The 17035-nt window shown below is 62.1% G+C and carries 12 protein-coding genes and 1 pseudogene; 7 read left to right on the top strand and 6 right to left on the bottom strand.

Annotated features, from left to right (window positions below):
* Positions 1 to 371: 371 nt before the first annotated feature.
* A complete protein-coding gene (locus tag KBY08_RS17555) occupies positions 372 to 1406 on the bottom strand; it encodes a methyl-accepting chemotaxis protein (RefSeq protein WP_373634054.1) in 1035 nt (344 codons plus the stop codon).
* 249 nt (positions 1407 to 1655) lie between these two features.
* A pseudogene (locus tag KBY08_RS26865) lies at positions 1656 to 1925 on the bottom strand (PAS domain-containing protein); the annotation flags it as partial.
* Between the two features lie 254 nt (positions 1926 to 2179).
* Here KBY08_RS26865 and KBY08_RS17550 point away from each other — a divergent pair.
* On the top strand, positions 2180 to 2530 hold the full coding sequence (locus KBY08_RS17550) for a topoisomerase DNA-binding C4 zinc finger domain-containing protein (protein ID WP_003402554.1): 351 nt from the start codon (positions 2180 to 2182) through the stop codon (positions 2528 to 2530).
* A 32-nt stretch (positions 2531 to 2562) separates the two neighbouring features.
* On the opposite strand, the gene KBY08_RS17545 is transcribed toward KBY08_RS17550, so the two are convergent.
* The 3 genes from KBY08_RS17545 to recQ form a co-directional block, all read right to left on the bottom strand.
* On the bottom strand, positions 2563 to 4776 hold the full coding sequence (locus KBY08_RS17545) for a FimV/HubP family polar landmark protein (RefSeq protein WP_058823022.1): 2214 nt from the start codon (positions 4774 to 4776) through the stop codon (positions 2563 to 2565).
* A 95-nt stretch (positions 4777 to 4871) separates the two neighbouring features.
* Positions 4872 to 5306, bottom strand: a complete 435-nt coding sequence (locus tag KBY08_RS17540) for a MarR family transcriptional regulator (RefSeq protein ID WP_024651731.1) — start codon at positions 5304 to 5306, stop codon at positions 4872 to 4874.
* A gap of 93 nt (positions 5307 to 5399) precedes the next feature.
* Complete coding sequence (recQ, locus tag KBY08_RS17535) at positions 5400 to 7529, bottom strand: DNA helicase RecQ (RefSeq protein WP_003402551.1); 2130 nt, start codon at positions 7527 to 7529, stop codon at positions 5400 to 5402.
* Positions 7530 to 7706: 177 nt separating this feature from the next.
* Between recQ and KBY08_RS17530 the strand changes: the two genes are divergently transcribed.
* Positions 7707 to 8294: a YecA family protein gene (locus KBY08_RS17530; RefSeq protein ID WP_003314545.1), complete on the top strand. Its 588-nt coding sequence runs from the start codon at positions 7707 to 7709 to the stop codon at positions 8292 to 8294.
* Between the two features lie 10 nt (positions 8295 to 8304).
* Complete coding sequence (locus KBY08_RS17525; protein ID WP_053275858.1) at positions 8305 to 8718, top strand: YbaN family protein; 414 nt, start codon at positions 8305 to 8307, stop codon at positions 8716 to 8718.
* Positions 8719 to 8756: 38 nt separating this feature from the next.
* On the opposite strand, the gene pap is transcribed toward KBY08_RS17525, so the two are convergent.
* Positions 8757 to 10253, bottom strand: coding sequence for a polyphosphate:AMP phosphotransferase (gene pap, locus KBY08_RS17520; protein ID WP_111522640.1), 1497 nt, complete (start codon positions 10251 to 10253; stop codon positions 8757 to 8759).
* A 148-nt stretch (positions 10254 to 10401) separates the two neighbouring features.
* Here pap and mnmC point away from each other — a divergent pair, with 148 nt between their 5' ends.
* The 4 genes from mnmC (at position 10402) to KBY08_RS17500 (ending at position 16821) form a co-directional block, all read left to right on the top strand.
* Complete coding sequence (mnmC, locus tag KBY08_RS17515) at positions 10402 to 12399, top strand: bifunctional tRNA (5-methylaminomethyl-2-thiouridine)(34)-methyltransferase MnmD/FAD-dependent 5-carboxymethylaminomethyl-2-thiouridine(34) oxidoreductase MnmC (RefSeq protein WP_111522639.1); 1998 nt, start codon at positions 10402 to 10404, stop codon at positions 12397 to 12399.
* Positions 12400 to 12601: 202 nt separating this feature from the next.
* A complete protein-coding gene (locus tag KBY08_RS17510; RefSeq protein WP_024639723.1) occupies positions 12602 to 13270 on the top strand; it encodes an ABC transporter ATP-binding protein in 669 nt (222 codons plus the stop codon).
* 1 nt (position 13271) lies between these two features.
* Positions 13272 to 15752 carry an ABC transporter permease gene (locus KBY08_RS17505; protein WP_111522638.1) on the top strand — a complete coding sequence of 827 codons (2481 nt, stop codon included), beginning with the start codon at positions 13272 to 13274 and terminating at the stop codon, positions 15750 to 15752.
* Positions 15742 to 16821, top strand: a complete 1080-nt coding sequence (locus KBY08_RS17500) for a lipocalin-like domain-containing protein (protein ID WP_058398909.1) — start codon at positions 15742 to 15744, stop codon at positions 16819 to 16821. Before KBY08_RS17505 ends, KBY08_RS17500 begins: the two co-directional genes overlap by 11 nt.
* The last annotated feature ends 214 nt before the right edge of the window (positions 16822 to 17035 follow it).

Here is a 17035-nt window from a genome sequence, read left to right as displayed (position 1 = left end):
CCGTTGAATTATTGAGTAGTGGCCATTTAATTGCACGCAACTTGTTTTTCCTGCGCTCTACCCACTGTTTCCAGTAATAGTTGCCAACGGCGTTACTTGTCTGAAAGCACCGAGACTTGTCCGGTAATAACAAATGTCCATTCGGAGATTCCCGGAAAAAGCTGACGCAGAGCGTCATGAATGGCATGCCCACGCGGAGCGATGGGCACGATAGAGGTGGGCTGGGGCTTGCGTGAACACCATCAAGCCCCCGCAGCACGGCACCAGGACGCGAAGCGATGGGCACAATAAGTGGCGGTCGATATCGTTCCCACGCTCCGCGTGGTAATGCCGTTCAGGACGCTCCGCGTCCTATCCAGGGAGTGGCCTGCCTAGCGGCTGAACCGTTCCGCCAGACTGTGCAGGTACTGCGCCATTTCTTCCAGCTCGCTGCTGATCTGCGAGCCTTGCTGCGCCTGGCTGGCGCTCTCGTCGCAGAGTTGCGCGATGCGGGTGATTTGCTGGCTGATGGTTTCCGCGACGTGGCTCTGTTCTTCAGACGCCGACGCCATCTGCTGGCTCATGCCGGTGATGCGGGTCACCGACTGGCTGATGCCATCCAGCGCCTTCTGCACGGCTTCAACGCTGGCGACACTCTCCTGAGAGATCTGCTCGCCCTTGCTGGCGGTCTTTACCGCCCGGTCGGCGCCATCGCGCAGCGAGGTGATGATTTGCTGGATCTGCTCGGTCGACGACTGCGTGCGAGACGCCAGCGAGCGTACCTCGTCGGCCACCACCGCAAAACCACGTCCCTGTTCACCGGCACGCGCCGCTTCGATGGCTGCGTTGAGCGCCAGCAAATTGGTTTGCTGAGCGATCGAGGTGATCACATCGACCACACTGCCGATCGATTGAGTCGCATCAGCCAGTTCCCCCACGGCGTTGCCAATGTCGGTAACCGAGGTGGCCATGTGCCGAATCGCCAACAGGCTTTCATCGGCCAGGCCACGCCCCTGTTGCGCCAGCTTGTCGGCCTCTTCGGCAGCATGGGCAGTGTTCTGCACGTTGTGGGTGACTTCCTGAATGGTCGCCGCCATCTGGTTGATAGCCGTGGCTGACTGATCGGCCTCGCTGCGCTGCTGATCCAGCGACTCGGCCTGGCGCAGGGACAATTGTGCTGACCGACCGGCATGCTGGCGCACGCTTTCGCCGGTATCCGCCAGTCGCGTCAGGGCCGTTTGCAGGCGCGCCTCTTCGCTGAGCATGGCCAGGTCGAGCTGCGCCTGCGGGCCGCGACTGTCGCTGTAGGTCAGCGCAATCAGTGCACTGGTGAAGGCCTTGGGGTGTTCCTCAAGGGTTTTGCGGATGCTGCTGCGCTGACGTACTTCAAGAAAAACGCCCAACACGACCATCACAATCGGGATCATGATGATCGACGGCAAATCGTCGAGCAGGTAAACACCCACAGCCAGCGCAAGCGCGCAGAGAATCATCGGTAACTGACGAATCAGGTGATAGGCCGCCGAGCTGCTGGCGGACACCGCCGCCTTGCCAGCCCGCAACCGCGCATAGAGTGCTTCGGCACGCCGCACCTGATCGCGGGTCGGCAGCGAGCGCACCGACTCGTACCCGACGATACGGCCGTTTTCGTACACCGCGGTTACATAAGCGCTGACCCAGTAGTAATCGCCCTGCTTGGAGCGATTCTTGACCACGCCCATCCACGGTTTGCCCTGTTTGATGGTTTCCCACATATGCGCGAACACCGAGGCTGGCATGTCCGGGTGGCGCACCAGGTTATGCGGCTGCCCGACCAGCTCTTCGCGAGTAAAGCCGCTCAGGGTGACGAAAGCGTCGTTGCAGTAAGTGATGTGGCTGTTGAGGTCGGTGGTAGAGATCAGACGTTCAGAGGCCGGAAAAGTCCGCTCAGTCTGCGTGATAGGCATGTTGACGCGCATTAAGAATCGCTCCGTGATAATGCTGATACTCAGGGCAGCTGTTGAAGGTGTAGCACAGCATTTCAAAAACAGCCGATAGCCATGATGCACTGTTATTCCCCACAGGACTCAGGGTTTAAAAAGCGCTCGGGGGTTACGCCGCTCAATAAACGGCAGGCATGAGGGCCGAGTCAGGTATTTGCGCCACGACGAGGATGCATGCACCATGCTGCCCTGATCGCGACCCGACCCAAGGCAATCCCATGGCACGCAACACGGCCTCTGCGCTGAAATCACTGATCAAGGCACTGCGCGGCTTATGGAGCCGGGTTGCACGAGGCACACCGAGCCAGCGACAGCCCCCGGAGCCCGCTACGCCTGCAGTGCAGTCGCCTGAGCCACAAGCGCCGGTCAGAACCCGCCGCGCCAAACCCGACAAGAAGCCCCGTCAAGCTGCGCCGCCAACACCCGCGACGGAGCCTGCGGCACCTGCATGTCCGCACTGCCGGAAAACCATGGTGATCAAGGTGGCGCGCACCGGCAAGAACGCCGGGGAGTTCTGGGGTTGTGTGGCCTATCCGAAATGCCGGGGGATCCGACCGATCTTTCGCTAAACGCCAGACCGGTCGCCCCTCAAGAGCTGCGCTCAGCTGATGCTGGCCAGCAGCTCCCGCGCCATGCGCTGATGCTCTTCGTCGGACTCGTCAATGATCTGCTGGAGGATTTCACGGGCCGATTCGAGATCGCCGTCCTCGATCAGCACCTGCGCCTGATTGATCTGGCTGAGCGGCGGCTCTTCCAGGTCCAGCAGGTCGAAATCGGCGTCATCGTTCATGAAACTGTCGAGGAAATCGTCACTCAGGCCGTCGGCGGCGGATGGCACGATTACCTCAACAGGCTCAACGACCTCGGGCTCGGAGAAATCACTGAGGAACTGTTCGTCCGAGAGTTCGAAGACTTCCGGCAGTTGGGTCAGGTCCGAAGAAAAACCGGGATCGACTTCAACGGGGGCTTGCGTAGCGGCAGGCTTGGCACGCGGCGGTGGGCTGTCGAACGGGTCGACCAGGTCCCAATCGGCGTCCATCGACAGGTCATCCAGGTTCAACTGAAACTCGTCGGCGGGCTGCGGATTCAGCGCCGCAGCGGCGCTTTCATCCAGCTGCGCGGCGGGTTCTGGCTCAGGCTCGGGCTGCAGGTAGCGCGAAGGCTCGGGCTCGGATTTCTCGAACGACAGTGTGCTGGCTGCCAGCGCGGCAGCCGGGACGATTGCCGCCACGGGAGCGACCTCGGCGGCCTTGAGTTGCGGGAAGCGATCGCGGATGTCCTGAATGGTCTGCGGATCGACGCCATGCTCCAGCGCGGCCTGTTCTTCGCGAACGAAGCCGCTGCCGTCGCCCTGCTCAGCGAGCAACTCCAGCAGGCGGATGCGAATGTCATCACGCTCAGGCTGGGTTTCCAGGGCGCTGCGCAGAATACCCATCGCCTCGGTGAAGCGTCCGTAGGCGATGTAAATACTCACGCCGTCCAGCGCATCCGGGGCAGAGCCAGCGGAACGTTGTGCTGGCGAAGGTTTGGCCGGTGCCGGTGTCGTCGGGCTCTGCACCACGGGTTGCGGCGCCACGGCAGGCACTTCGAACACCGGCAGCATGGCGGCCTGAGCGGGCTTGATCAGCGGGTCATCCGGAGTGACTCCGGGTGCCGCTGATTCCTTGCGCTGCTGACGTCGCTTCGAATAAGCAAACGCCACCAGCAGCAGTACGATCAATACGGCAGCGAGCAGTATCGGCAGGCTCAGGAAGGAATCGCTGCCCGACGCAGCAACAGGTTGCGCAGGAGCGGCAGGCGCAGCTACCGGCGTGGCGGGTGCAGGTGTGGTTGTTGCAGGTGCAGGTACAGCTGGCGTGGCGGCGGATTGCGCCGTGGCCAGATCGCTGCGCAAAGCAATGATCTGTTTGTCCTTGCCGCTCATCTGCTCTTGCAGTTCCTGAGTCTGGGCCTTGAGCGCCTCCAGCGACTGAGTCAATTGCTGGTTTTCGATGGCAGCAGCCGACAACTGCTCGGCGGTACGCTGCAGTTCGGCAGGCTTTGGCGACGGCGCCGCAGCGCTTGCGGCAGGCGCTGCGGCGGTTGGCAGCACTGCGGCGTCCGGCAGCAACAGGTCCTGGCCGACTTTGAGCGCAGAGCCGGCGCCTGCGGCGAAGACCTGCGGGTTGAGCGAACGAATGCCGTCCGCCAGTTGGCTGGCCGACACCTTGTTGCCCTGCAAGCGGCTGGCGATACCATTCAGCGTGTCGCCACTGGCAACCGTATAGTGTTTGCCCTGCACGGCCGCCGGTGGAGCGACCGGCATGCGGCTTTCCGAGGCGGAGCTGGCCGAGCGCTGCTGGTTGCGGCTGCGCGTGGCGGCCAGGCCTTGCGCCGAGGTGGCAGGATCGAGCAGCAAGGTGTATTCGTGCAGCAAATCGCCATTCGGCCGCGCCAGCTGAACGAGAAAACTCAGGTAGGGTTCGGTGACCGGCTTGCTGGACACCACCCGGATCACGCCGCGGTCACCACGCAGTACCGGCGTGAAGCGCAGATCATTGAGAAAGAACACGCGTTCCATGCCTGCTTTGGCGAACGCTTCGGGCGAAGCGAGCCGGGCGACCACGTCTTCATTGCTCAGACCGCCGGTTTCCAGCAGCTGAATCTCGGCATCCAACGGCTGGTTGAGCGCCGAATGCAAGGTGATTTCACCCAGGCCCAACGCCGACGCCAGCGTGGAGCAGGTCAGCAACGAAACCGCCAACACGCCCTTGCCAAATGCCTCGCGCGCCTTGCGACCTGCACCTTCGACAGCAGCCAGTGAACTCTTCAGCATGCGAACCCTTATGGAAACCACGGCAGGCTTCTCACGTAATCAGATGGACGTCAGTATCCGTTTAACGATTATGGTTGAGAATGCGCAGCTTCGTCTCAGGATCTTTCCAGATTGGCCAGAATCTGCGAATGCACGCGCATGCTGACGCGCAAATCCTCCTCGCTCACGCCCTCGAACAACTCGATACGCAATACATTGGCGATGTTTTCAATTTTTTCGATCAGGGGCAATGCCGTGTCACTGAGCAGGATCTTTTTCGCACGGCGATCTTCGAGCACTGCCTGACGCTGCACCAGGCCCTGTTTTTCAAGACTGTCGAGCAAACGCGCCAGGGTGGGGCCTTCTACGCCAACGCTTTGAGCCAGCTCGCGCTGGGTGGGCGGTTCGGTAAAGCGCGCGAGGTGCAGCAAAACCAGCCAGCGGGCCTGGGACAGGCCAAGATCGGCCAGCCGACGATCCAGCTCGGCGCGCCAGCCCCGGGTGAGGTGTCCGAGTTGCATCCCGAAACGATGTTCGTCAGTCAATGGCATAAGGTAACTCGTGATTCAAACTAATTATTAGCGAGCTAAGCATGGTCCTTATGATCAGGCAAGCGTGAGGCGGTGACGTTTCGTCGCACGCCGTTATACCTCAAACTCCGATTGCAGCGCTGCACGCACGCAATACAAAACACCCTCAGGCACCCGCCCGGCAAACTGCTCGGCAATCGCCGACACCGGCGGCAGTTCGCCTTCGCCGTCGAGAAAGGCGTCCTGCACCTCACCCAGCAGGTCCTCCGGCAAGTCCAGAGCCTGCTCGATGGATAACTGCTGCTTGCCGATGGCTTCGGCCAGCAGGGTGTAGACATTCTTTTCCGAGCACTGCAACTGACCGGCGATCTGCGTCGGGGTCATACCCGCGCGCGCCAGGCTGATCAGTTCGTGACGCACATCGGCGACCACACGTGGTGCCTCGGCCTTGCCGCTGAGCACTTCGAGAAAGGCTTCGCCATAACGCTCCAGCTTGCGCGCACCGACGCCACTGACCTTGGCCATCTCGGCCATCGATCCGGGTTTGCTGCGCAGCATCTCCAGCAGGGTCGAGTCCGGGAAAATAACGTAAGGCGGCACGCCGTGCTCTTCAGCCAGCTTGCGGCGCAGCGCGCGCAGGGCTTCCCACTGCTCGCGCTCTTCGCCACGCACCAGTTGACTGGCCGGGCTGCCGGAACTGCTTCTCGACGTGGTTTGTGGCTTGAGGTCCTGGCGCAGTTCCAGAGAAACTTCGCCCCGCAGCAAAGGGCGGCACGTCTCGCTGAGGCGCAGGCCGCCATAGCCTTCAAGGTCGATGTCCGCCAGACCCCGCGCAACCAGCTGGCGGAACAGCGAGCGCCACTCGGACTCGGTGCGCGCCTTGCCGACCCCGAACACCGACAGGTGCTGATGACCGAAGCTCTCTACTTTGTCGTTGGACTTGCCGAGCAACACGTCGACCAGATGACCGACGCCATAACGCTGGCCGGTACGGTAGATGGCCGACAGCGCCTGACGCGCAGGTTCGGTGGCATCCCAGGTTTGCACGCCATCGACACAATTGTCGCAGTGGCCGCACGGGTTGGGCATGTCTTCGTCGAAATAGGCCAGCAGGGTCTGCCGACGGCAACGGGTTTCTTCGCACAGGGCCAGCATGGCATCGAGCTTGTGCTGCTCCAGCCGTTTGTGGCGCTCGTCGCCTTCGGAATTCTGCAGCATCTGCTTGAGCATCAGCACGTCTTGCAGACCGTAGGCCATCCAGGCATCGGCGGGCAGGCCATCACGCCCTGCCCGGCCGGTTTCCTGATAATAAGCCTCAAGCGATTTGGGCAGGTCCATGTGCGCGACAAAACGCACGTTGGGCTTGTCGATGCCCATGCCGAACGCGATGGTGGCAACCATGATCAGCCCTTCCTCGTTGAGAAAGCGCTTCTGGTTGGCCGCCCGGGTTTCGGACGGCAGACCGGCGTGATAAGGCAGCGCGGGATAGCCGTTGTCACTCAGGAATACGGCGACCTCATCGACCTTCTTGCGCGACAGGCAGTAAACGATACCGGCGTCGCTGCGGCGCTCGGAAAGAAACGCCAGCAGTTGCTTGCGCGGCTGTTCCTTGGGCACGATGCGATAGAAGATGTTGGGCCGGTCGAAGCTCGACAGAAAGCGCTCGGCGTTCTGCAGGTGCAGACGCGTGACGATTTCTTCACGGGTGCGCTTGTCGGCGGTGGCGGTCAGCGCGATGCGCGGCACCTCTGGAAACAGCTCGGCGAGTTGCCCCAGTTGCAGGTATTCAGGGCGGAAGTCATGACCCCATTGCGACACGCAGTGCGCTTCGTCGATGGCAAACAGGGCGATCTTGAGGTTTTGCAGGAATGACAGCATGCGCGGCTGGACCAGGCGCTCCGGGGCGAGGTAGAGCATTTTGACTTCGCCCAGACGAATGCGGTTCGCCAGGTCGCGCTGCTGCTCGGCGCTGAGGGTCGAGTTGAGTGCAGCGGCCGACACGCCCAGCTCATCCAGTGTGGCAACCTGGTCGTCCATCAGCGCGATGAGTGGCGACACGACCACGCACAGCCCGTCACGCAACAGCCCCGGCACCTGAAAACACAGGGACTTGCCGCCACCGGTGGGCATCAGCACCAGCGCATCACCACCGCTGGCTACACGCTCAATAATGGCACCCTGGCGACCACGAAAGCTGTCGTAACCGAAGATGTCTTTAAGTACGCGTTGTGCCTGCTCAAGCATAAAAAACCCCGGAATATCCTGCTGCACTGCAAAACGGGGGAGTATACCCGAGCACTCGGGAGCAATGGATGACTGGGACATGAGCGGTCGAAATTAACTGCAATTGGCCTGCGCGCTGGCGCCACGGACGCTCAGGGCCTAGAATCCAGCATCGTTTATTTTCAAGGTAGCGCTTCCATGTCCTTCGCTGAGCAATTAACCCGCCTGCAAGTCTTCCTCGATGCAGATGAACTGCACGAAGAAGCACTGGACTACGTGGCCGCGCATGGCTACCTGACCGCCCTGTCCATCTGCGCTGAAGAGGTGCCGGAACGCGAGTGGATCGACGCGCTGTTCTCCGAGCCGCCGCAGTACTCCAGCGAAGCGCAACAGACAGAAGTCGAAGCGACGCTGATCGCCCTCAAGGCACACATTGCCCGCCAGCTGGCTTCGGACGAAGAGTTCGAGCTGCCCTGCGATCTGGACCTGGGCGACGACCCGGATGATTCCGACCTGCGCGGCTGGTGCATCGGCTTCATGGAAGGCGTGTTCCTGCGTGAAAACGCCTGGTTCGAAAGTGCCGAGGAAGAAGTCAGCGAAATGCTCCTGCCGATCATGGTCGGTTCGGGCCTGTTCGACGAGCAGCCGGAGTTCGCCGACATCGCCCAGGACGCCAACCTGATGGACGACATGATCGTGCAGATCCCCGAAGCGCTGACCGCCCTGTACCTGCTCTGCCAGGCACCGGACGAAAAGCCGGCGATCCTCAAGCCCCGCCACCACTGAGTCGGCGCCTATGGCGCAAGGCTCACCGCGCACCAGCCGTCATAAGTCGGTGCGCTATCTGCTTGTAGCGGTCGGCTGGCTGAGCGTGGTGCTGGGTGTCATCGGCATCTTCCTGCCGGTGCTGCCCACCACGCCTTTTCTGCTGCTGGCCGCTGCCTGTTTCGCGCGCAGCTCTCCGCGCTTCTACGACTGGCTGGTCAACCACCCGCAGCTCGGTCCGTGGGTTCGTGATTACCTCGAAGGCAACGGCATCCCGCTCAAGGGCAAGGTCTACGCCATCGGCCTGATGTGGCTCAGCATCAGCCTGTCCTGCTACCTGGTGCCCTCCCCCTGGGCACGCGTCTTCATGCTGACCAGCGCAGTGCTGGTGACGCTCTATATTCTCAGGCAGAAGACGCGAGCGCCGGGCGATCGTACGAGGTAGCTCCGCCCCAGGCGGACGCCACCGCAACACTCAGACCGTCACTTCTTTTTGTCCTTGGCGAACGCCGCTTCCAGCGCTTCGTTGAGGGTGCGCAACACCTTGACCCTGGCCCAGCGTTTGTCGTTGGCCTCGATCAATGTCCACGGCGCGATTTCGGTGCTGGTGCGATCCACCATGTCGCCGACTGCCTGGCGGTAGTCAGGCCATTTCTTGCGGTTGCGCCAGTCGTCCTCGGTGATCTTGTAGCGCTTGAACGGGATCTTTTCGCGCTCCTTGAAACGCTCCAGTTGGGTCTGCTGATCGATGGCCAGCCAGAACTTGACCACCACAACGCCTGCGTCGGTGAGCTGCTCTTCGAAGTCATTGATTTCCGAATACGCGCGCTTCCAGTCCGACTCACTGCAAAAACCCTCGACCCGCTCGACCAGCACGCGGCCGTACCACGAGCGATCGAAGATGGTGAATTTGCCGCGCGCCGGTATCTGCCGCCAGAAACGCCACAGATACGGTTGTGCGCGCTCGTCCTGGGTGGGCGCGGCGATCGGCACGATGGCGTATTGCCGCGGGTCCAGTGCCGCCGCCACACGTCGGATCGCACCGCCCTTGCCTGCCGCATCGTTACCTTCGAACACTGCCAGCAGCGCGTGGCTTTTCATGCGCTTGTCGCGCATGTTGCCGGACAGCCGCGCCTGCTCGGTGATCAACTGTTGCTGATAGTCGTCCTTGCTCAGGTTCAGGCTCAGGTCGAGGCTGTCGAGCAGGGTCAGCTCGTTACTGTGAATCGCCAGCGGCCCGACCGTCAGCGCCGCGGTCTCGGGTTCGGCCTTGTTCAGCGCGGCCTGCATGCCTTCCAGCAACAGGCGGCCGACGGTCAGGCTGCGGTAGTTGGCGTCCACACCCTCGATCACATGCCAGGGCGCATACTCGCGGCTGGTACGGCGCAGGACCCGTTCGCCGAAGCGCACGAACTTGTCGTAAGTCTTGGACTGCTGCCAGTCCAGCGGGCTGATGCGCCAGCTGTGCAGCGGATCGTCCTTGAGGGTCTTGAGGCGCAGCTTCATCTGTTTTTTGGACAGGTGAAACCAGAATTTGAAGATCAGCGCGCCTTCATCGCAAAGCATCTTTTCCAGACGTTCGGCGCCGCTGATGGCTTGGTCGAGAACGGCGTCCTTGAAGCGCCCGTGAACCCTGTCCTGGAGCATCTGGCTGTACCAGTTGCCAAAGAAAATACCCATGCGGCCCTTGGCCGGCAATTGCCGCCAGTAGCGCCAGACGGGCGGATGAGCGAGCTCCTCGTCGGTCTGCTGATCGAAGGTGCGTACCTCGATCAGACGCGGGTCCATCCACTCGCTGAGCAGCTTGACGGTCTCGCCCTTGCCTGCGCCTTCTATGCCGTTGATCAGCACGATGATCTGGCGACCGGCCTGCTCGTGCAGGTCTATCTGCGCTTCGAGCAACGCTTCGCGCAGTTGCGGCAACGCAGCCTCGTAAGTCTCATCGTCAATGGCATGACCGATTTCAGCGGATTCAAACATGCACAGCTCCTGATTGATGTTGGCTCAGAGAACGCCTGATGCAGATTGTGACCATTGATGACCGGCATCGGTCAATCCGCACATCCTTGATAGCACTTTTCTCTGCGCAGACGGCTAAAATGCCGCCACTGCCTTCGCTGAGCCCGACATGACCATTACCCGCCACGCCCAGATCGACTGGGACGAACACGGCAACCCGCATTCCCGCGATTTTTCCGACGTGTACTTTTCCACCGAGTCCGGTCTGGACGAAACGCGCCATGTGTTTCTGGTGCAGAACGACCTGCGCCGGCGCTTCACTGAATTGCCGGATGAAGGCCGGTTGATCATTGGTGAAACCGGCTTCGGCACCGGGCTGAATTTCCTTTGTGCCTGGCAGTTGTTCGACGAGTGCGCGCCCGCCAATGCGCGCCTGCAGTTCGTCAGCGTCGAGAAATACCCGTTGAGCCACGCCGACCTGCAGCGTGCCCTGGCGTTGTGGCCCGAGCTGTCGCCGTTTGCGGGTCAATTGCTCGATCAGTATGTGGCTGTGCATGAAGGCTTTCAGCGTCTGGTGTTCGCGGGCGGCCGCGTGACCCTGACGCTGCTGATCGGCGATGCACTGCAGATGCTGCCGCAACTGGACGGGCAGATGGACGCCTGGTTTCTCGACGGTTTTGCGCCGGCGAAAAACCCGGAAATGTGGACCCCGGAGCTGTTCGCCGAACTGGCGCGCCTGTCCACATCGAGCACCACGATTGGCACCTTCACCAGTACCGGCTGGGTGCGCCGCTCGCTGAATGCGGCAGGGTTCAAGATGAAGCGCGTACCGGGCATCGGCCACAAATGGGAAGTCCTGCGTGGCGCTTTTATCGCTTGGCCAGAGGACGTAGCGCTCCCCGCTGCTGCCAAGCCTTGGTTCGCCCGCCCCGCGCCGATTGGCGGCGAGCGTAAAGCGCTGGTGATTGGCGCGGGGCTGGCCGGCTGCGCCACGGCACAGAGTCTGGCGCAACGCGGTTGGCAGGTCAGCCTGCTGGAGCGCCACGCCGCACCGGCACAGGAAGCATCCGGCAACCCGCAGGGCGTGCTGTACCTGAAACTGTCGGCGCACGGTACGGCGCTGTCACAGTTGATCCTCAGCGGTTTCGGTCATACACGAAGGCTGCTTGAGCGCTTGCAGCGCGGGGTCGACTGGGACGCTTGCGGGGTGCTGCAACTGACCTTCGACGACAAGGAAGCGCTGCGCCAGAAACAGCTGGCCGATGCCTTCCCCGAATCACTCCTGCACCTGCTGGAGCAGCCTGCGGCCGAAGCGCAGAGCGGCGTTGCGCTGAACAGTGGCGGGCTGTTTTTCCCCGAAGGCGGCTGGGTTCATCCGCCTGCGTTGTGTCACGCACAGGCTGCGCACGCCAATATCAGCCTGATCACTCATCAACAGGCACTGGAGCTGAGACGTGTCGACGATCAGTGGCAGGTCTGGAGTGAGGAACAGTTGGTCGACAGCGCTCCGGTCGTGGTGCTGGCCGGTGCAGCTGATATTCAGCAGTTTTCACAGAGCGCCGACTTGCCGCTCAAACGCATCCGCGGGCAGATCACCCGTTTGCCGCAGACTCAAGCCAGCACGGCATTGCGCAGCGTGGTGTGCGCCGAGGGTTATGTGGCTCCGGCGCGCCTGGGCGAACATACGCTGGGCGCCAGTTTCGATTTCAACAGCACTGATCTGACGCCGAACCTGGCCGATCATCTGGACAATCTGGGGCTGTTGCGGGAGATTTCGGAAGACCTCACTTCACGCCTTGAGGCCGCCGCTTTGTCGCCCGAACAATTGCAGGGGCGCGCGGCGTTTCGCTGTACCAGCCCGGATTATCTGCCCATCGTCGGTCCGCTGGCCGACCGCAAGGCGTTCATGCAGGCCTATGCCGCACTGGGCAAGGATGCACGTCAGGTGCCGGACAGCGTCTGCCCGTGGCTGGACGGCCTGTACGTCAACAGCGGCCACGGTTCGCGCGGCCTGATCACCGCGCCGCTGTGTGGCGAACTGATCGCCGCCTGGCTCGACAACGAACCACTGCCCCTGCCACGCAGCGTGGCCGAGGCCTGCCACCCCAACCGCTTTGCCCTGCGCGGGCTGATTCGCGGCAAGGGGAAACAGACTGTCGGGCACTGAAACCCGCAGATCATCCTCGCTTGCACGACAGTTGAGATTAGCGTTCCCTACGCTCCAGTGGAATGCAGCTCTCGACGCTCTGCGTCGAAAAGAGGACGCAGAGCGTCCTGAACGGCATGCCGACGCGGAGCGTCGCACGATATTTCCTACGAGCACGCTCAGGCGCTACTCTTGAGCGTCTGTCAGAACAATTGGGCCGCTCATGCTGCAAGTGCGAAACGTATTCAAGCGCTACACCACGGCACAGGGACCGCTGGATGTCTTGCGTGGTGTCGATCTGCATCTGGCACAGGGCGAAAGCCTGGCGTTGATGGGTGAATCGGGCAGTGGCAAGAGCACCTTGCTGCATCTGGTGGCAGGCCTGGATCAGGTCGACGATGGCAGCATCGAGGTCGCAGGCCAGCGTCTGGACCTGATGAACGAAAGCCAGCTGGCCAACTGGCGGCGTACCGAAATCGGTCTGGTGTTTCAGCAGTTCAACCTGATCGGCAGCCTGAAAATAGCCGACAACCTGGCGTTTCAGGCACGCTTGGCCGGGCGTGTTGATGCGGATTGGCAGGCGCATTTGATCGAGCGCCTTGGCCTGGCCGCACTGCTGGATCGCTACCCCGAACAGCTCTCCGGCGGACAGCAGCAACGTGTAGCGATAGGCCGCGCCCTCGCCTCCCGACCCGGCCTGCTGCTGGCTGACGAACCCACCGGCAATCTCGACGAAGCCACCAGCGACGAGGTGCTGCAACTGCTGCTGGATATCCTCGCCGACAGCCCTACCAGCCTGCTGATGGTCACCCACAGCCCGCGCGTCGCGCAGCGGCTGTCGCGTAAAGTGGTGCTGCATCTGGGCCGTCTGGCTGACGAAGGCGAGCGCTGAGATGCGGGTTTTCTACTGGACGCTGCGCGCCCTGCTGAGCCATTGGCGCCGTCATCCGGTGCAGTTTTTCAGCGTATTGACCGGTTTGTGGCTGGCTACCGCGCTGCTCACCGGTGTGCAGGCGCTCAATAGCCAGGCGCGGGAAAGCTACCAGCGTGCCAGCCAGCTGATTGGCGGCGAGCCGCAGACCCGTATCACCGCCAGCAGCGGCGGGCTGTTCCCGCAGGCGTTATTTATCGAGCTGCGCCGTGAAGGCTGGCCCGTGTCGCCCATGCTGCAAGGCCGCATCGTGCTTCAAGGGCGCGAAGACCGTCGCCTGCAACTGATGGGTATCGAGCCGGTGACCTTGCCGACCGGCTCGGCGCTGGCCGGGCAGACGTTGAACGCCGAACAGGTCGTGGACTTCCTCACACCGCCGGGTATGACCTGGATTGCACCGCAGACCCTGCAAGCGCTGGGGCTTGAGGAAGGCCAGCAGCCGCTGACCGAAACCGGCGTCGCGCTGCCCCCCTTGCGCGCCAAACCCGACATGGCGCCTGGCGTTTTGCTGACTGACATAGGCTTTGCGCAACCGTTGCTGGGCCAGTCGGGGCAGTTGTCCGGAATGCTGCTGGCCAAGGATTTTGCCCGGCAGAACCCTGCGCTGCCGGCAGCCCTGAATGACCTGCTGGTGATCAAGAAAAGCGGCGAGGAAAACAATCTGGAGCGCCTCACCGAGAGCTTCCACCTGAACCTGAACGCACTCGGGGTGCTGTCCTTCATCGTCGGTCTGTTCATTGTCCACGCCGCCATTGGCCTGGCCCTTGAACAGCGTCGCGGCCTGCTGCGCAACCTGCGTGCCTGTGGCGTCAGCGCACGTCTGTTGATAGCTGCGCTGGGCGTAGAACTTGGGGCACTGGCGCTGTTGGGCGGTGTTTTTGGTGTGGTCAGCGGCTATCTGCTGGCCAGCCTGTTATTACCGGATGTCGCGGCCAGCCTGCGCGGCTTGTATGGCGCGGAAGTCGCCGGCCAGTTGAACCTCAGTCTGTGGTGGTGGCTGAGCGGTATCGGCCTGAGTCTGCTTGGCGCGTTGCTGGCCGGTGCCAACAGCCTGTTGCGAGCTGCGCGCCTGCCGTTGCTGGCGCTGGCCGATGCCCAGGCATGGCAGCAAGCCCACGCGCGATGGTTGCAGCGCCAGGCGTGGGTGGCGGTGCTGGGCGCGGTGGTTGGCGTGAGTGCGCTGGTGTTCGGCACCAGCCTGATGCTGGGGTTTGTGATGATGTCCGCCCTGCTGCTCAGTGCCGCGCTGGCCCTGCCGGTTTTGCTGGACGCCATGCTTGGCGGTCTGTTGAAGCGCAGCCGCTCGGTGCTCGGGCAATGGTTTGTCGCGGATTGCCGTCAACAGTTGCCCGCCCTGAGTCTGGCGCTGATGGCCCTGTTGCTGGCGATGGCCGCGAACATCGGCGCAGGCAGCATGACCTCGGGTTTTCGCCAGACGTTCAACAGTTGGCTGGAGCAACGCCTGACGGCCGAATTGTATGTCAGCCCGCAGACCCCCGAGCAGGCCGAGCCGCTGAACACCTGGCTGAGCCAGCAACCGGATGTCGGCGCCGTGCTGCCCAACTGGCAGGTGCCGGTGCAAGTCCAGGGCTGGCCTGCGGACCTGTTTGGCGTGATCGATCACAGCATCTATCGCCAGCACTGGGCGCTTCTGGAATCCGTCGCCGGTGATCCGTGGAATGTTTTGCGCGACGAAGACACGGTCATGCTCAGCGAACAATTGGCACGCCGCCTCCAACTGGGGTTGCAAGATACGCTGAGCATCCCGGTGCCCAATGGCAAGTGGACCCCGCGCATCGTCGGGATCTATGCCGACTATGGCAATCCGAAGGGCCATCTGCTGGTCAATGAAAAACACCTGCTCGCACACTGGCCGCAATCGATGCCGGTGCGTTTCAACCTGAGGGTCGATCAGGCGGCAATCCCGTCGCTGGTCACCCGGCTGCAAGCGCGTTTCAAGCTGGACGATAATCACATCATCGATCAGAGCCAGCTCAAGGGTTGGTCGAGCCAGGTCTTTGAACGTACGTTTGCCGCCACGGCCGCACTCAACAGCCTGACATTGGGCGTGGCTGGCGTGGCGCTGTTCATCAGCCTGCTGACTCAAAGCCAGAGCCGCCTCGGGCAGCTCGCCCCGTTGTGGGCGCTGGGGGTCACTCGACGGCAATTGATGCTGCTCAACCTGGGACAGACCTGGCTGCTGGCGGTCCTGACACTGGTGCTCGCGCTGCCACTCGGGCTGCTGCTGGCCTGGTGCCTGGATGCGGTGATCAACGTTCGAGCCTTTGGCTGGCGCCTGCCGCTGCAGGTGTTCCCGCTGCAACTGCTGCAATTGATGGCGCTGGCGATGCTGGCGACTTTGCTGGCCTCGGCCTGGCCACTGCTGAAACTGTACCGCAGCCGTCCAGCGGACCTACTCAGGACATTCGCCAATGAACCGTAAATGGCTGATGCCGCTGGTCATCGTCGTGTTGCTCTCCGCCTGCGACGACAAACCACAACCTGAAAGCGGTTTCGCCGGTCTGGGCAATACGGCCGACAGCTATGCGCAGGTGACACCCGGCAAGGTCTTTTCATTCCCGCAGGACCACGGCCAGCACCCCGGCTTTCGGATCGAGTGGTGGTACATCACCGCCACCCTCAAGGATGACGCGGGCCAGCAGTTCGGCGTGCAATGGACCCTGTTTCGCAATGCCCTACGCCCCGGCCAACAGACCGGCAGCGGCTGGAATGACGGCACGATCTGGCTGGGCCATGCAGCGGCGACTTCAAGCAGCGGTCATTATGTGGCGGAGCGTTACGCGCGCGGCGGCATCGGTCAGGCCGACGTGACGCTGGCACCCTTTTCGGCGTGGATCGATGACTGGGCCTTTACCAGCCATGTCCGCAGCGGTGATCCGCTGGCGGCCATGCAGCTGAAGGCCAGCGGCAAGGACTTTCGCTACAACCTGAACCTGACATCCAGCAAACCGCTGGTGCTGCAGGGCGAACAGGGCTACAGCCAGAAATCGGAGGCGGGCCAGGCGTCGTACTACTACAGCCAGCCGTTCTTCGACGCCAAAGGCAGCGTGGTCATTGAGGGCAAAACACATCAGGTCACCGGTAAAGCGTGGCTGGACCGCGAATGGAGCAGTCAGCCACTGACCGCCAACCAGAGCGGCTGGGACTGGTTTTCGCTGCAACTGGCAGACGGTGATCGCCTGATGCTCTATCGCATCCGCCACAAGAGCACTGCCCCCTACCTGACCGGTAACTGGATCAGCGCCGACGGCACCACCCGGATGCTGCACGCCAACGAGATCAGCCTTGAGCCACTGAAAGAAACCTCGATCGGCGAGCATAAAGTGCCCACCCGCTGGAGAGTCAGGGTCCCCGACCGGAATCTGGACATCACCAGCGAAGCGCTGAACCCTGCTGCCTGGATGGGCGTGAGTATCCCCTACTGGGAGGGGCCGGTGAGGTTCAGCGGGAGTCAGGAAGGCGTGGGGTATCTGGAGATGACCGGGTATTGAGCGGGTCTGCTGGCAGTTGCGCCTTCAATTCGAAACACCTGTTGGCGCGGGGACAACCTCCGACGCACCTCAGGCTGACTTTTTGAAATAGGGCCATGTGCTCAGGTTTTTCATTTGCCAACAGCTCGGCCAGAGCCAGACACATATCCATATGATTTTTCTCATAAAAAAATGGAGACCGATCGGGGCTCCATTTGAAATTCCTGAACAAGTT

This window comes from Pseudomonas sp. P135 (genome assembly GCF_020312125.1).
Taxonomy (GTDB): Bacteria; Pseudomonadota; Gammaproteobacteria; order Pseudomonadales; family Pseudomonadaceae; genus Aquipseudomonas; species Aquipseudomonas fragariae.
The sequence above is the reverse complement of the archived record's forward strand: the minus strand, read 5'-3'. Positions and strand labels throughout refer to the sequence as shown.

Excerpts from the sequence above, each read along its gene's own strand:
- KBY08_RS17555 (WP_373634054.1), bottom strand. The coding sequence starts at position 1,406 with ATGATCCCGATTGTGATGGTCGTGTTGGGCGTTTTTCTTGAAGTACGT.
- KBY08_RS17550 (WP_003402554.1), top strand. The coding sequence starts at position 2,180 with ATGGCACGCAACACGGCCTCTGCGCTGAAATCACTGATCAAGGCACTG.
- KBY08_RS17545 (WP_058823022.1), bottom strand. The coding sequence starts at position 4,776 with ATGCTGAAGAGTTCACTGGCTGCTGTCGAAGGTGCAGGTCGCAAGGCG.
- KBY08_RS17540 (WP_024651731.1), bottom strand. The coding sequence starts at position 5,306 with ATGCCATTGACTGACGAACATCGTTTCGGGATGCAACTCGGACACCTC.
- recQ (WP_003402551.1), bottom strand. The coding sequence starts at position 7,529 with ATGCTTGAGCAGGCACAACGCGTACTTAAAGACATCTTCGGTTACGAC.
- KBY08_RS17530 (WP_003314545.1), top strand. The coding sequence starts at position 7,707 with ATGTCCTTCGCTGAGCAATTAACCCGCCTGCAAGTCTTCCTCGATGCA.
- KBY08_RS17525 (WP_053275858.1), top strand. The coding sequence starts at position 8,305 with ATGGCGCAAGGCTCACCGCGCACCAGCCGTCATAAGTCGGTGCGCTAT.
- pap (WP_111522640.1), bottom strand. The coding sequence starts at position 10,253 with ATGTTTGAATCCGCTGAAATCGGTCATGCCATTGACGATGAGACTTAC.
- mnmC (WP_111522639.1), top strand. The coding sequence starts at position 10,402 with ATGACCATTACCCGCCACGCCCAGATCGACTGGGACGAACACGGCAAC.
- KBY08_RS17510 (WP_024639723.1), top strand. The coding sequence starts at position 12,602 with ATGCTGCAAGTGCGAAACGTATTCAAGCGCTACACCACGGCACAGGGA.
- KBY08_RS17505 (WP_111522638.1), top strand. The coding sequence starts at position 13,272 with ATGCGGGTTTTCTACTGGACGCTGCGCGCCCTGCTGAGCCATTGGCGC.
- KBY08_RS17500 (WP_058398909.1), top strand. The coding sequence starts at position 15,742 with ATGAACCGTAAATGGCTGATGCCGCTGGTCATCGTCGTGTTGCTCTCC.